The sequence below is a fragment of the Tardiphaga sp. 619_E2_N8_4 genome (genome assembly GCF_051810905.1).
Lineage (GTDB): Bacteria > Pseudomonadota > Alphaproteobacteria > Rhizobiales > Xanthobacteraceae > Tardiphaga > Tardiphaga robiniae.
On the sequence record NZ_JBPWQJ010000001.1, the window covers coordinates 5341999 to 5356139 of the forward strand.

At 63.4% G+C, this 14141-nt stretch carries 14 protein-coding genes; 2 read left to right on the top strand and 12 right to left on the bottom strand.

The window, feature by feature from the left end:
• Positions 1-5: 5 nt before the first annotated feature.
• The 3 genes from AB8A23_RS25490 to AB8A23_RS25500 all read right to left on the bottom strand — a co-directional run bounded on the left by AB8A23_RS25490 (position 6) and on the right by AB8A23_RS25500 (position 2573).
• On the bottom strand, positions 6-749 hold the full coding sequence (locus AB8A23_RS25490) for a FadR/GntR family transcriptional regulator (protein ID WP_184514884.1): 744 nt from the start codon (positions 747-749) through the stop codon (positions 6-8).
• 73 nt (positions 750-822) lie between these two features.
• Positions 823-1671 (bottom strand): SDR family NAD(P)-dependent oxidoreductase, encoded by an 849-nt coding sequence (locus AB8A23_RS25495; RefSeq protein ID WP_439057717.1) that lies wholly within the window; start codon positions 1669-1671, stop codon positions 823-825.
• 176 nt (positions 1672-1847) lie between these two features.
• Positions 1848-2573 (bottom strand): TetR/AcrR family transcriptional regulator, encoded by a 726-nt coding sequence (locus AB8A23_RS25500; RefSeq protein WP_439057716.1) that lies wholly within the window; start codon positions 2571-2573, stop codon positions 1848-1850.
• A 111-nt stretch (positions 2574-2684) separates the two neighbouring features.
• Between AB8A23_RS25500 and AB8A23_RS25505 the strand changes: the two genes are divergently transcribed.
• Positions 2685-3314, top strand: coding sequence for a ferric reductase-like transmembrane domain-containing protein (locus tag AB8A23_RS25505; RefSeq protein ID WP_175365596.1), 630 nt, complete (start codon positions 2685-2687; stop codon positions 3312-3314).
• Between the two features lie 51 nt (positions 3315-3365).
• Here AB8A23_RS25505 and ilvC read toward each other — a convergent pair whose 3' ends face one another.
• From ilvC to miaA, 8 genes are all read right to left on the bottom strand, one after another.
• On the bottom strand, positions 3366-4385 hold the full coding sequence (gene ilvC, locus AB8A23_RS25510) for a ketol-acid reductoisomerase (RefSeq protein WP_089267877.1): 1020 nt from the start codon (positions 4383-4385) through the stop codon (positions 3366-3368).
• Positions 4386-4538: 153 nt separating this feature from the next.
• Positions 4539-5141, bottom strand: a complete 603-nt coding sequence (locus AB8A23_RS25515) for a LysE family translocator (protein ID WP_439057715.1) — start codon at positions 5139-5141, stop codon at positions 4539-4541.
• Between the two features lie 4 nt (positions 5142-5145).
• The gene (locus AB8A23_RS25520; protein ID WP_439057714.1) at positions 5146-6018 is read right to left on the bottom strand and encodes an EamA family transporter; all 873 of its coding nucleotides are present in this window, start codon (positions 6016-6018) and stop codon (positions 5146-5148) included.
• Between the two features lie 18 nt (positions 6019-6036).
• Positions 6037-6579, bottom strand: a complete 543-nt coding sequence (gene ilvN / locus AB8A23_RS25525) for an acetolactate synthase small subunit (protein WP_068738461.1) — start codon at positions 6577-6579, stop codon at positions 6037-6039.
• Positions 6580-6742: 163 nt separating this feature from the next.
• Positions 6743-8521: an acetolactate synthase 3 large subunit gene (locus tag AB8A23_RS25530; RefSeq protein WP_439057713.1), complete on the bottom strand. Its 1779-nt coding sequence runs from the start codon at positions 8519-8521 to the stop codon at positions 6743-6745.
• A gap of 542 nt (positions 8522-9063) precedes the next feature.
• Positions 9064-9372: a HigA family addiction module antitoxin gene (locus AB8A23_RS25535; RefSeq protein ID WP_439057712.1), complete on the bottom strand. Its 309-nt coding sequence runs from the start codon at positions 9370-9372 to the stop codon at positions 9064-9066.
• A gap of 8 nt (positions 9373-9380) precedes the next feature.
• Positions 9381-9677, bottom strand: coding sequence for a type II toxin-antitoxin system RelE/ParE family toxin (locus AB8A23_RS25540; RefSeq protein ID WP_439057711.1), 297 nt, complete (start codon positions 9675-9677; stop codon positions 9381-9383).
• A gap of 39 nt (positions 9678-9716) precedes the next feature.
• Positions 9717-10643, bottom strand: a complete 927-nt coding sequence (gene miaA, locus AB8A23_RS25545; protein ID WP_439057710.1) for a tRNA (adenosine(37)-N6)-dimethylallyltransferase MiaA — start codon at positions 10641-10643, stop codon at positions 9717-9719.
• Positions 10644-10646: 3 nt separating this feature from the next.
• Between miaA and serB the strand changes: the two genes are divergently transcribed.
• Positions 10647-11537 carry a phosphoserine phosphatase SerB gene (gene serB, locus AB8A23_RS25550; RefSeq protein WP_439057709.1) on the top strand — a complete coding sequence of 297 codons (891 nt, stop codon included), beginning with the start codon at positions 10647-10649 and terminating at the stop codon, positions 11535-11537.
• Between the two features lie 1057 nt (positions 11538-12594).
• On the opposite strand, the gene AB8A23_RS25555 is transcribed toward serB, so the two are convergent.
• Positions 12595-14133, bottom strand: a complete 1539-nt coding sequence (locus AB8A23_RS25555; protein ID WP_439057708.1) for a Do family serine endopeptidase — start codon at positions 14131-14133, stop codon at positions 12595-12597.
• Positions 14134-14141: the final 8 nt, after the last annotated feature.

The following is a 14141-nucleotide window of genomic DNA, read 5'->3' on the forward strand; positions in this document are numbered from 1 at the left end:
GAACCTCAGTCCTTGCGGTCGGTGTCGGAATGATCGAGGTCGGTCGCGGCCTGATCAGCCAGCGCCTGAATGTCGGCGGCAGCGATCTGCACATGGCTATGGACGAGCGCGGTGACAGCGACTTCGTCACGCGCCGCGATGGCGGCGACGAATGCGCGGTGATCGTCGAGCGAGCGCTGGCGTAGCGCCGCCGACTCGAAATAACGGCGACGCCCGCGCGTGCTCATCAGCATCAAAGGCGTAATCGTGCGCACGAGGATGCGGTTCTGGCTCGCGGCAGCCACGGCAAGATGAAACTCAACGTCTTCGTCGGCCATGTTGCGGCCGTTGGCGGCCAGCGCCGCATAGGTGTCCAGCAGTCCGTGCAGCTTTGAGAGATCGGCATCGGTGCGGCGCTGGCAAGCGAGCCGGAACGCCTGCTCCTCGCAGATGATCCGCGCCTCGATGGCATCGCGCGTCACCTGCGCATCGAACGTGACACCCAGATCGGCCTGCAGCACCAGTGCATCGAGGCCGCTGTCCTCCAGCGTGTTGCGCAGATAGATGCCGGATTTGGGCTTCCGCTCGGTGATGCGCATGGCATCGAGCACCGCCAGCGCCTCGCGAACCGAACTGCGCGTCACCCCGAACCGCTCAGACAGGTCCCGCTCGGACGGCAGCCGGTCGCCCTTCGACAGCCGGTGGTGCCGAACGAATTGGAGCGTTTTCCGAACGGCGTCGGACGTATCAGTGCTGACCGCAGCGAGCATGGGCTGACCCTACCAATCTGGTAGTACCAGTTAGCCAACTTTAGCGGCCCTGTCGAGGCTACAAATGGCCCCGCTATTTGGGCCGCAGCCCCAACTGCTTCGCCATGATCAGGTCCAGCCAGCGTCGCGGCAGCCAACCAGCGATCCACGTCTGCACCGGCTGCGGCGACGCCACCACGCGCAGCTTCGGCCGGGATGCGGTCAGCGCTCGGTGCACCAGCTCGCCGATCCGCTCCGGCGGCAGCCCGTTCTTCGCCAGCTTCATCAGCATCTCGCGCAGCTTCGTTAGCGCCGGCACAAACGGCGACGCATCGAAGCGCGCCATATCGATCGCCTCGGCCTTGTCCCAGATCGGCGTGCGCACGGCCCCCGGCGCGATCACCAGCACGTCGATACCGAACAGCATGAATTCGCGCCGCAGGCTCTCGGCCAGCCCCTCCAGTGCGAATTTCGACGCGCTATAGGGCGACAGCAGTGGATTGCCGAACTGGCCGGACACCGAACTCATCATCACGATGCGCCCGGGCGCGCCCGTCATCGCCGGATCGGCGCCGAGCAGCGGCGCGAAGGCCTTGGTGACGATCACCGGCCCCATCACATTGATCTCGATCTGCAGGCGAAACTCGTCCACCGCCAGATCGAGCAGCGCGCCAGGCACCGCAACGCCGGCATTGTTGACGAGCCCTGCAAGCGTCTCGCCGTTCAGCTCGGCACGGACCTGCGCAGCGGCGGCCAACACAGCGGCCTCGTCCGTGACATCGAACGGCAGCGGGACGAAGTTCGCGCCGAACTCGGCTTGCAACCGCTCAGCATCGACCTTGCTGCGGACACTGCCGAATACGCGAAAGCCGCGCGCGAGCAGAAGCTTCGCCGTGGCGTGGCCGATGCCCGTGGAGACGCCGGTGATGACGATGGATCGCATGAAAAGCACCTGAGATGTGACGGCCCGTAAATTCGGCCGGGACCGAGACCGCATAGCCGCGCTCACGGCGAAAGTTACGGATCGTGGCCTCATTGGTTTTTGACGATCGGCGCGCTCTTGTCTATCTGCGACAGCAAGCCGCCAGGTTTGATAAGTATCCGAACGGATTTCGCCGCTCAGACAGGCCTTGCGATCCCATCAACGAACAGCGTGATGATCGCCTCTGCCATCTGATCGGCCTCGGCATCCGCGATGCCCCAGCGCGGAAAATGCCCGTCGATATTCATGCGGGCAAACCCATAGACCAAGGCACGGCCGGCAATCTTTATCACGCGCAGATCGGAGGAGCGCAGTTGTCCCTGCGCCAGGGCATCCATTAGCAATTGCTCGGTCATGGCGATCAGCTCATCATTGTCCTCGCGTAACGCTTCCGACTGGTCGTGGGAAAAATACTTGCCGCTCGAGATCACTTCGAAATGCGCCGGGTTTGTCATCGCCCAGCGCATATAGGCCATGCCAAAGGCGCGAAACCGCGCCAGCGGATCGTCGGCGGACGTGCCGGCGATGGCCGCGGCGATCGAGACTCGGAAGCGGCGCTGAGCCTCTTCGGCCACCGCGCTCATCAGGTCATTGCGGCTGGGGAAGTGCCGGAACGGCGCTCCCGGCGAAACTCCGGCACGGCGCGCAGCCTCGCGCACGCTGACGGCATCCGCGCCGCCCTCCTCGGCCAGTTCAAGCGCCGCCGCAATCAGCACACGGCGCAGATCGCCGTGATGATAGGTCTTCGGCGATGTTGCCGTTCGCCCCTTCGCGGCACGTGGCACGACCGATGGCCGGGCGGCTCGTTTTCGCGCAGGCAGCTTCGATGCCGATCTGGACGGCGGCTTTGCGGACTTGGACATGCGCCAGCATAGCATCACCGTATCGTGAATGTAATCACTGATTACACAATTGACTGGATCGCCTGCCCCGAATGTAACTAGTGATTACATATGGCAATACAGGGGAACGTCATGACACTGGATCGTCGCAACTGGTTCGAAGGCTGGCGGCTGCTCGCCATACTGACGCTTGTACTGATCGCGCTCAGCGTCTGGATCGCCGGCATGCGCGGCTTCGAGGTCGATGGCATCAGGATGGTGATCCGCTTCACCGCGCGCAGCTCGTTGCTGTTCTTCTGCCTCGCTTTCGCAGCATCCGCGCTCGCCCTGCTCTGGCCGACATCCGGTACGCGCTGGCTGCGGCGCAACCGCCGCTATCTTGGGCTCACTTTTGCGGCATCTCACGCCATCCACGCCGTCGCCATCGTCTGCTTCGCCGTGATGGCGCCCGCTGACTATGCAGCAGCAACGACGCCCGCCTCCTACATCTTCGGCGGCATTGGCTACGCCTTCATCATCGCGATGGCGGCAACGTCATTCGACCGCTCGGCGGCCGCCATCGGCCCGCGCGCATGGCGCATCCTGCATACGACCGGCATCTATTATCTCTGGTTCCAGTTCATGGTGAGCTTCGGCATGCGCATTCCGCAGATGCCGAACTATGTCTGGTTCCTGATGCCGTTGATTGTGGTGATGGCGCTCAGGATCGCTGCGGCGGTGCTGAAACGGCGCCAGGCGCGCATATCAGTGCCTGCAAACTAAAACGGGACCGCGTTGCCGCGGTCCCGTTGGTAGCTGCGATTTGAAAAGCGCTTAGTTCTTGGTCTTGTCGACCAGCGCCTTTTCCTTGATCCACGGCATCATGTCGCGGAGCTTGGCGCCCACTTCCTCGATCGGATGCGCGTTGTTGCGCTGACGGGTCGCCTTGAACGAGGCCTGGTTGACCTTGTTTTCCAGCATCCAGTCGCGGGCGAACTTGCCGGACTGAATGTCGGTCAGCACGCGCTTCATCTCGGCCTTGGTCTCCGAGGTGACGATGCGCGGGCCGGTGACGTATTCGCCGTATTCGGCGGTGTTGGAGATCGAGTAATTCATGTTGGCGATGCCGCCTTCATAGATCAGGTCGACGATCAGCTTCAGTTCGTGCAGGCACTCGAAGTAAGCCATTTCCGGCGCGTAGCCGGCTTCCACCAGCGTCTCGAAGCCGGCGCGGATCAGCTCGACGGTGCCACCGCAGAGAACGGCCTGCTCGCCGAACAAATCGGTTTCGCACTCTTCCTTGAACGAGGTCTCGATGATGCCGGCGCGGCCGCCGCCCACTGCCGAAGCGTAGCTGAGGCCGAGGTCATGGGCATTGCCCGAGACGTCCTTGTGAACCGCGATCAGGCAGGGCACGCCGCCGCCGCGCTGATATTCCGAACGCACGGTGTGGCCGGGGCCCTTCGGCGCGATCATCAGCACGTCGAGATCTTCGCGCGGATCGAGCAGGTTGAAGTGCACGTTGAGGCCGTGCGCGAAGACGAGCGCAGCGCCCTTCTTCATGTTGTCATGCATGTGGTCGCGATAGATGTCGCCCTGCAATTCGTCAGGGGTCAGCATCATCATCAGGTCGGCCCACTTGGCGGCCTCGGCGACTTCCATCACCTTGAAGCCGGCGGCTTCCGCCTTCTTCGCGGTGGCCGAGCCCTTGCGCAGCGCAATGACCACGTCCTTGACGCCGGAGTCCTTGAGGTTCAGCGCATGGGCATGGCCCTGGCTGCCGTAGCCGACGATGCAGACCTTCTTGCCCTTGATCAGGTTCAGGTCGGCGTCGCGATCGTAATAAACTCGCATGGGTATTTCCTCTCTTCAGCAACTATATTTCAAAGCTGCCCGTTCGAACGGGTCACCACCGCGTGGTGGATGACCATGAATTGCCGCCGGTTTCTAGGGCGACGGGTGCCGCGAGACAAGCCCGCGACGGTGATTTTACGCTGCGCGTCGGGCTCATAGCTCGACCAGCACCGGATACAGAGAGGCCAGCAGCAGCAGCCCCATGACGATATTGAAGGCTCTGACCGCGCCAGGCGATTTTACCAGCGATTGCAGCGAGGTGCCGCACAGCACCCAAGTGACGCAGGAGACGAACCCGAGCAGCAGCGACAGGGCGACCTGCAGCAGGATGTTCCAGGGATAGTTCGCAATCGCCGCATAGGCGGTGATGGTGCCGATCACCATCACCCAGCCCTTGACGTTGACCCATTGAAACAGCGCTGCGCCGAAAAACGTCATCGGCCGGCGCCGTTCGGCGTCACCCGGGTTGGGCGGACCCGACATCCCGATCGCAAAGGCGAGATAAACGAGATACGCGGCGCCGGCATATTTCAGGACGGTGTGCAGCACCGGATAGGAGGTGAAGACCGCCCCCAATCCGAGGCCCGTGACGGCGACCATGAAAGCAAAGCCGACGGTGACGCCGAAGACATGCGGCAGCGTGCGACGAAAGCCAAAATTAAGCCCCGACGCGAGCAGCATGATGTTGTTCGGGCCGGGCGTGAAGAACATCACGATGGCGAATACGATAAAGGCGAACAAGAGTTGTTGCGACATGACCTCAAACCACCTCGACAAGCGTGGGTGGGCGCTTCGACAGCAACATCACGGCAATGCCGCAGACGACGACGATCATACCGGCGAGCCGCAGTGATCCAAACTGTTCGCCGAACGTGACACTCGACGCGGCCGCACCGATGAACGGCACCAGCAGCGCGAACGGCACGACCTGTGCGGCGGAATAATCACGCAGCAGCCGCCCCCAGATCCAGTAGCCCAGCGTGGTGCCGACCACTGCGAGGAACAGAACGCAGGCGAAAGCCTTCAGCGAGACATGCGTGAGCGATTGCCACGTCGTGCTCGCGCCATCGACGCTGAACAACACCACCAGCAGCGGCAGCAGCGCGACGAGGCTGATCCACGCGAACAGATCGAGCATCGGCACACCCTGCGCGCGCCGCAGCAGCAGGTTGGAGAAGGCAAAGCTCACCGGTGCTGTCATCAGCACGGTGAAGGGAAACACGCTGAAGTCATAGCCGACCGTGAAGCAGATCATCAGCAGCCCACCCATGGCGATGACGATGCCCACGACCTGCTGCAGCGTCGGCAATTCCCGCAGGAACAGCGCGGCGGCGCCCACCGTGAACAGCGCCTGGCTCTGCACGATCACCGAAGTCAGCCCCGCCGGCACGCCATGCGCCATGCCATAGGTCTGCGCCAGGAATTGCGCCACCAGCAGCCAGCTTGTGGCGACGATCAGCAGCCATGACAGCTTCGGCTTCGGCAGGAACAGGCACGGCAGCGCCGTGATGCCGAAGCGCAGCGTGGTGAGCAGCGTCGACGACATCTCGTCGACCGCGATCCGCGTCAGCACGAAGCCGACGCCCCAGATCACGGCCACTGCCACGGCCAACGCGATGTCGAGAGGTTTCATGACTGCGATGCGCGGAGGCTACATCCCCTCCGGTCCGCGGCTGATGGCGGCGACGCCGGTGCGCGAGATCTCGACGAGGCCAAGCGGCCGCATCAGGTCGATGAACTGGTTGATCTTGCCGGTATTGCCGGTGATCTCGAACACGAAGCTCTCGATGGTGGCGTCGATAACGCGCGCCCGAAACGCTTCGGCGAGCCGCAGCGCCTCGACGCGATGCTCGCCGGTGCCGCGCAGCTTGACCATGGCAAGCTCACGCTCGATGGAGCGGCCGGTCAGCGTCATGTCGACGACGCGATGCACCGGAATCATGCGATCGAGCTGATGCTTGATCTGCGTGATCACCATCGGCGTGCCGGTGGTGACAATGGTGATGCGCGAGACATGTTTGTGGCTCTCGGTCTCGGACACCGTGAGACTTTCGATGTTGTAGCCGCGGCCGGAGAAAAGACCGATGACGCGCGCGAGCACGCCGGGCTCATTGGCGACGAGCACCGTCAGCGTATGCGTCTCGTTGGGATCGTGACGCTCTTCCATGAAATAGGCGGAGGCAGGCTGTTCCATTGTCGTTCCCTGTCGAAGTCTCGTTTGGCTTTCGCCACGATGTTACATCCCTCATGGTGAGGAGCGCGGCTTCGCGCGTCTCGAACCATGAGCTTGGACACTCATCCTTCGAGACGCCGCACAAAAGTGCGGCTCCTCAGGATGAGGGCCTGTGTTATCTGCATCACACCAGCGCCTTGCCGCCGGCGAAGGCCGCGGCGGTGGCTTCATCATTGGCTTCCAGCGGCAGCAGCATTTCGTTATGCGCCTTGCCGGACGGGATCATCGGGAAGCAATTCTCCAGCGCCGCGACACGGCAGTCGAACAGCACCGGCTTCTTCACCTTGATCATCTCCTGCAGCGCGCCGTCGAGATCGCCGGGCTTGCTGCACTGGAATCCGACGCCGCCATAGGCCTCAGCGAGCTTGACGAAGTCAGGCAGTGCTTCCGAGTACGAATGCGACAGCCGGTTGCCATGCAGCAGCTGCTGCCACTGGCGCACCATGCCCATATACTGGTTGTTAAGGATGAAGATCTTGATCGGCAGCTCGTGCTGAACCGCCGCCGACATTTCCTGCATCGTCATCTGCACCGAGGCATCGCCGCCGATATCGATGACCAGCGAGTCCGGATGCGCAACCTGCACGCCCAGCGCCGCCGGCAGGCCGTAGCCCATGGTGCCCAGGCCGCCGGATGTCATCCAGCGATGCGGTTCCTCAAAGCCGAAGAACTGCGCCGCCCACATCTGATGCTGGCCGACTTCGGTCGTGATGTAGGTGTCGTGGCCGCGCGTCGCCTCGAACAGCCGCTGGATCGCGAATTGCGGCAGGATCACATCATCGTTCTTCTTGTAGGCCAGCGAATTGCGCGCGCGCCAGGTGGCGATGGTCTTCCACCAATCCTTGGTATCCGGCTTCTTCGCCTCGGATTTGAACACCTGCAGGATGTCGCCCAGCACATTGCCGCAATCGCCGATGATCGGCACGTCGACGCGGATGTTCTTGTTGATCGACGACGGATCGATGTCGATATGGATCTTCTTCGAGTTCGGTGAGAACGCATCGGTGCGGCCGGTGATGCGGTCGTCGAAGCGCGCGCCGACGCACAGCATGACGTCGCAGTCATGCATCGCCATGTTGGCTTCGTAAGTGCCGTGCATGCCCAGCATGCCCAGCCAGTTCGGGCCGGATGCCGGATAGGCGCCGAGGCCCATCAGCGTCGAGGTGATCGGGAAACCGGTGACCTCGACCAGCTCGCGCAGCAGCTTCGATGCCGCGAGACCCGAATTGATGACGCCGCCGCCGGAATAGATGATCGGCTTCTTGGCCCCTGCCAGCAACGACACCGCCTTGCGGATCGCATTGGCATCGCCCTTCACGCGCGGCGAATAGGAGATATGGACGTCCGACTTGCGCGGCGGATGATAGGTGCCGGTGGCGAACTGCACGTCCTTCGGCACGTCGACGACGACCGGGCCCGGACGGCCGGTGGTCGCAACATAGAAGGCTTCATGCAGCACCTTGGCGAGATCGTTGACGTCGCGGACCAGCCAGTTGTGCTTGGTGCAGGGCCGCGTGATGCCGACGGTGTCGCATTCCTGGAACGCGTCATTGCCGATCAGATGCGTCGGGACCTGTCCGGTGATGCAGACCAGCGGGATCGAATCCATCAGCGCGTCGGCCAGCGGCGTCACCATATTGGTGGCGCCCGGACCCGAGGTCACCAGCACGACGCCCGGCAGGCCGGTGGAGCGCGCATAACCTTCGGCGGCATGGCCGGCGCCCTGCTCGTGGCGGACCAGAATGTGCTCGACCTCGGACTGCTGGTAGATCTCGTCATAGATCGGCAGCACCGCACCGCCGGGATAGCCGAAGATGTGCTTGACGCCATGATCAGCAAGCGCGCGCACGATCATCGCGGCGCCGGTCATCTGATTGGGATCGTGAGGCTTGCTGTCGCTCATGGTTCGCTCCGGATGCGCTCTGCGGCGCGGCTTGGTCTGGATGGTCGCTGGGTTCGGAAAGCTTGAAGTTCAGACAATAAAAAAGGGCCCGTTCAGGACCCTGTGCACACCGCTCGGTTCGTGGGTAGCCGTCAGCTACCCCCGGCGGTGCGCCAGGGTACCACGATAATAAGGAGATTTGTAACTTTGTTGCGCACAGGATCAGTCCGACTTTTCAAAACTTGCGCGAAACATAGCCAGCAAACGGGGGATGTCAAGGGAAGTTGCTGTGATCGCGCTGATTTTGGAGCCTAGCCGGGTCTTTGGCATTCGGCGAGCGGAAAAAACGGGCGGGCAGATATGCGGCGGTTACGATCAAAGGCCTCACACTCGTCATTCCGGGGCGCGGGCGCACCTTTGCGCACGCGAACCCGGAATCCCAGAATGAAGGCCACCTCTCCGACGCCCGGGTTTTAGAGGTGATGAACATGTCGGGATTCCGGGGTCGCCTGCCAGCGGCTACGCCGCTGCCCGGCGCCCCGGAATGACCGTCTTGGGGCGAACTACGCCGCAGTCACCAGAGGCGTCGCACGTTCGATCCGCGCCAGTTCCTGCGGCGAGTTCATCGCCTCCCAAAGGTCGCCGCGGCGCTGCACGTTCAGCCAGAAGTCCGGGCTGTTGCCGAAGACGCGCGCGAGAATGAGCGCGGTCGCCGCGGTCACGTTACGGCGATCGTTGCACAACTCGTTCACATGCTTGCGCTGGACACCCATCGCCTTTGCCAATGTCCCTTGTGTCAGGCCAAGCGGCTGCATGAATTCCTCGACCAGGATTTCACCGACAGTGGCCGGCTTGCGTTTGGTCATCAGCATGAGTCACCTCATCGATAGCTGTGATCGTCGAGATAAAGATCCGACGCTTCGCCGCGGCTGCTATCCCAGCGGAAGATCAGCCGCCATTGGTTGTTGACGCGGATCGAGTGCAAGCCGCCAAGTTTGCCGCGCAGCTTTTCGAAATGATTGCTCGGCGGTACGCGCAGATCCTGATCGGTGGTCGCATCGTCGATCATCTGAAGCTTGCGAAACAGCCGGATTTCAAGGTCCGCCGGAATGTTGCGAGAATGGACGTCGTCCACGAAGAAGGCCCGCAACCAATCATCGCGAAACCCGACGATCATTCAGAGCCTCCCAGATGAGCCATTGTACCACCCTATGGGTCAACTGACAAGAGCTCTGGCCAAGCTCGTCCCCGCCTCCTCCACCGTCATCCACGCGAACTCCGGCAGTTGATGCCGAAACCACGTGAACTGCCGCTTGGCGTAGTGGCGCGTATCCGCCTGCCCGATCTCCGCGGCCTCCTCGCGCGAGATCTCGCCGCGGATATGCCGGATCAGCGCCGGCACGCCATGAGCCTTCATCGCCGGCAGCAGCGGATCGAGACCGCGCGCAGCCAGTGCCGCGACTTCGTCCAGCGCTCCCTCGTCCAGCATTCGCCCGAACCGCGCATCGATCCGCGCATAGAGCTCGTCGCGGTCTGGCGCCAGAAACAGCGCGGTGACGCCCTCCGGCGGCAGCAGCGGCGGCAAGCCCTCGCTATGCCAGTCGGTGAGCGAACGTCCGGTCGCTTCCACGACTTCCAGCGCACGGGCGATGCGCGTGCGGTCGCGCAGGTTCAGCCGCGCGGCAGAGACCGGATCAAGCAGCGCGAGTTGCGCATGCAATGTCTCAGGCCCATCGCGCTCCAGCCGCGCGCGGACATCCTCGCGCACCTCGGCTGCAACAGGCGGCACCGCAGACAGCCCGCGCGTTAGCGCCTTGAAGTACAGTCCGGAGCCGCCGATGAAGATCGGCAGTTTGCCTTGCGTCCGCACCTCGGCAAGCACCCGCGCCGCCTCCTCCACCCAGGCGCCGGCGGAGAAATTCACCGCGGCATCGACCGTGCCATAGAGCCGGTGCGGCGCCTGCGCTTCTTCCTCGACCGTCGGGCGCGCCGTCAGCACGCGCAGGTCGCGATAGACCTGCATACTGTCGGTATTGATGACCACGCCGTTCTGCGCGCGCGCCACGGCCAGCGCCAGCGCCGACTTGCCGCTGGCGGTCGGCCCTGCGATAAGCAGCGCTCTGTTGTCCGGACTGGAACTCACGTCATGTCTCTCGTTGCGACCCTGATCTGCAACCCCGCCAATCCCGCTCTCGATAGCACGGTGGTCGACGGTCTGCGCGCACTTCTGCCGGGCGACACCGAGATGCACTGGCTGAGCGACGGCGTCGCCGCCGACATCCTATTCGCCAGCGACCACAACATGCTCGCGCTCGGCGACCGCCTGCGCGCAGCGCGCGGCGATATGCCGATCGACGTTGTCGTGCAGCCTGTCAGCGACCGCCGCAAGAAGCTGTTTCTCGCCGACATGGATTCCACCATGATCGGCCAGGAATGTATCGACGAGCTCGCTGACTTCGCCGGCCTCAAGGCTCATGTCGCCGCCATCACCGAGCGCGCCATGCGCGGCGGGATCGAATTCGAGCCGGCGCTGCGCGAACGCGTGGCGCTCCTGAAAGACCTGAAAGTCGGCGTCGTCGATGAGGTGCTGGCCGAGCGCATCACGCTGACGCCGGGCGGCCGCGAACTGGTGCAGACTATGCGCGCCAATGGCGCCTATACCTGCCTCGTCTCCGGCGGCTTCACGCTGTTCACAGCCAAGGTCGCCGAACTCGTCGGCTTCCAGGAAAACCGCGCCAACGTGTTGCATGTCGCGGATGGCAAGCTGACCGGCACGGTCGCCGAGCCGATCCTCGGCAAGGCCGCGAAACTCGCCACACTCGTGGAGCTACGCGAGTCCTTCGATCTCGACAATCTCGACACCATGGCCGTCGGCGACGGCGCCAACGATCTCGCGATGATCCAGGATGCCGGCCTCGGCGTCGCCTATCACGCCAAGCCTGCGGTGGCAGCTGCCGCAGCAGCCCGGATCGATCACGGCGATCTCACGGCGTTGTTGTATGCGCAGGGCTACAAGCGCAGCGAGTTTGTGAGCTAGGCAAAGTCCTAGTTTGGTAACACCGTCTCTTCCTCGTCATTCCGGGGCGCAGAGGACCGCGAAGCGGGCCGGCGCGAACCCGGAATCTCGGTGTGTTTTGCGCTGAACATGTCGGGATTCCGGGCTCGGTCCCGTCGCCTGCGGCGCCGGTCCCGCCCCGGAATGACAGTGTGAGGCGGCACGACAGCGATCAAACATATTTTCCTATCTCCCGTTGACAACATCCCTATCAGGTTTATATTCTCCTTCGTCCTGCCCCACCGAGAGGGGCGATCGCGATCGTCACGTTCGCGGGGTGGGATGCGGTGGACGCCGGAGATGCGGCGTCGCGCGGTTCATGGGGGAACGTCTGTCTTCGGGCAGCACGGATCTGCGCCAGCACTGCCACTGGTAAGGAGACGGCCGACCTTGGGATGGAAAGACTCTCTGGACAGTGTGACGGACGACCAAATTGAAACGCGTTCGGCCAAGTGCTTTGCGGCTACCCTGTCCCTCCGCCCTGGGACATTAATTTTGGTGATGGGACCGTTCGCCATGGCAGATGTGCAGGCAACCGAAAAAACACCGCAGGCGGAACGTCGGGCACTCGCTCGGCGCCTCCGAAAGTCCTGATGCACTCTCAATTGCGGAAGACCGCATTCGCATCAGGCCCAAGGGTGCAACGGGCACCCGGCGTTCCGCACGCCCTCTCGCAAGAGGGTGGGAATGCAAGAGACGACGGCGCCCCCGCGCCGCAAACAACAGGGGTGATGACACATGTCTGAAGAACACGTGTTGTCTAGAGCAGTGGCTGTTTGACAGTTGAATCTGTGAATGACGCGCAGGCGTTTGTGGCATCCCCCCCCCGCGCGAAGCGAAGCTTCGCTAGGCGGGCAGGGTCGGCCGAACGAGGCGATGCGCAGCATCGACGAAGTGGAGGCCGGGGTGGAGGTGCCACGAGCGACGCCCTCACGTGGGGCACCCCACCCGTCACGTTTGTTCGCTTCGCTCTCAAACGCGCCACCCTCCCCGCTGCGCGCGGCTTCGCCGCGCTTGAGGGAGGGAGAAGAAAGCACCCCTACTGCACGCTCAGCGCCACAAAGCGCAGCTCGCCTTCGGCATTCGACACCAGCAGCAGCACCGACTTCTTGCCGTCCTTCTTCAAGGCATCGACGCGCTTCTTGACGTCGGCGGCGTTGGTGACCGCTTCCTGCGCGACCTCGACGATGACGTCGCCGGCGGCCAGGCGCTTCTCGGCGGCGTCGGAGCCGGCATCGACGCCGGTCACGATGACGCCCTTCACGCTGTCCTTGATCTTGTACTTGGTGCGCAGATCCTTGCTGAGACCGGTGAGGTCGAGGCCCAGCGCCTTCTGCGTCGCCGGCTTCTCGGCTTCCGGCGTGGCCTTGATCGAGGCCTGCACCGGCTTGTCATCCTCGAGACGGCCGAGGGTGACCTGCTTGGTCTCTTCCTTGCCCTTGCGAATGATCAGCACATTGACGGCCTTGCCGACGGCGGTGCCGGCAACGATGCGCGACAGGTCCTTCGGCTCCTTGACATCACGGCCGTCGAACTTGATCACCACATCGCCGGGCTCGAGGCCGGCAGGCTTGGCCGGGCCCTTGTCATCGACACCCGCGATCAGTGCGCCGCGCGCCGGCTTGATGTTCAGGCTCTCGGCAATCTCGTCCGTCACCGGCTGGATGCGCACACCGAGCCAGCCGCGGCGGACTTCCTTGTATTCGCGCAGCTGTTCGATGACGCCGACCACGGTCTTCGACGGCACGGCGAAGCCGAGGCCGATGGAGCCGCCGGTGGGCGAGATGATCAGCGTGTTCACGCCGACCACTTCGCCCTCGAGGTTGAACAGCGGACCACCCGAATTGCCGCGATTGATCGAAGCGTCGGTCTGGATGTAGCTGTCATAGGGGCTGTTGTTGCTGATCTCGCGGTTACGCGCGGAGACGATGCCGGCGGTGACACTGCCGCCGAGCGAGAATGGATTGCCGATGGCGATCACCCATTCGCCAAGCCGCAGTTTCTCGCTATCGCCGAACTTCACGGCGACCACAGGCTTTACCGGGGTGAACTTGAGCACCGCCAGATCGGTCTTCTTGTCGACGCCGACCAGCTCGGCCTTGATCTTGGTGCCGTCATTCATGATGATGGTGATCTCGTCGGCACCATCGATGACATGGTTGTTCGTGACCACGACACCCGAGGTGTCGATGATGAAACCGGAGCCCAGCGAATTGGTCTTGCGCGGCTGCAGGCCGCCATTCTTGTCGCCGCCGGGGCGGCCGCCACGGTTCTTGAAGAAGTCGTCGAAGAACTCCTCGAACGGCGAGCCTGGCGGCAGTTGCGGCATCGCCCCGCGGCCACCGCCCTCCCCCTTGTCGCTGTTCTTCGCCTCGACAGTCGAGGTGGTCGAGATATTGACCACGGAATCGATCACCTTCTCGGCGACGTCAGCGATGCCATCCGGTCCGCGGGCCGAGGCCGGCGCGGAAAACGTGGCGACCGCGGCGCCAAAACAAAGCGCCGTCAGCAGCGGACGCAGGCCGCCATACGGTGCACGGCGCGAAACGGAGCTCAGAGAGGGATGAGCGATTGACATGTCGGAAA

Excerpts from the sequence above, each read along its gene's own strand:
- AB8A23_RS25490 (WP_184514884.1), bottom strand. The coding sequence starts at position 749 with ATGCTCGCTGCGGTCAGCACTGATACGTCCGACGCCGTTCGGAAAACG.
- AB8A23_RS25495 (WP_439057717.1), bottom strand. The coding sequence starts at position 1,671 with ATGCGATCCATCGTCATCACCGGCGTCTCCACGGGCATCGGCCACGCC.
- AB8A23_RS25500 (WP_439057716.1), bottom strand. The coding sequence starts at position 2,573 with ATGTCCAAGTCCGCAAAGCCGCCGTCCAGATCGGCATCGAAGCTGCCT.
- AB8A23_RS25505 (WP_175365596.1), top strand. The coding sequence starts at position 2,685 with ATGACACTGGATCGTCGCAACTGGTTCGAAGGCTGGCGGCTGCTCGCC.
- ilvC (WP_089267877.1), bottom strand. The coding sequence starts at position 4,385 with ATGCGAGTTTATTACGATCGCGACGCCGACCTGAACCTGATCAAGGGC.
- AB8A23_RS25515 (WP_439057715.1), bottom strand. The coding sequence starts at position 5,141 with ATGTCGCAACAACTCTTGTTCGCCTTTATCGTATTCGCCATCGTGATG.
- AB8A23_RS25520 (WP_439057714.1), bottom strand. The coding sequence starts at position 6,018 with ATGAAACCTCTCGACATCGCGTTGGCCGTGGCAGTGGCCGTGATCTGG.
- ilvN (WP_068738461.1), bottom strand. The coding sequence starts at position 6,579 with ATGGAACAGCCTGCCTCCGCCTATTTCATGGAAGAGCGTCACGATCCC.
- AB8A23_RS25530 (WP_439057713.1), bottom strand. The coding sequence starts at position 8,521 with ATGAGCGACAGCAAGCCTCACGATCCCAATCAGATGACCGGCGCCGCG.
- AB8A23_RS25535 (WP_439057712.1), bottom strand. The coding sequence starts at position 9,372 with ATGCTGATGACCAAACGCAAGCCGGCCACTGTCGGTGAAATCCTGGTC.
- AB8A23_RS25540 (WP_439057711.1), bottom strand. The coding sequence starts at position 9,677 with ATGATCGTCGGGTTTCGCGATGATTGGTTGCGGGCCTTCTTCGTGGAC.
- serB (WP_439057709.1), top strand. The coding sequence starts at position 10,647 with ATGTCTCTCGTTGCGACCCTGATCTGCAACCCCGCCAATCCCGCTCTC.
- AB8A23_RS25555 (WP_439057708.1), bottom strand. The coding sequence starts at position 14,133 with ATGTCAATCGCTCATCCCTCTCTGAGCTCCGTTTCGCGCCGTGCACCG.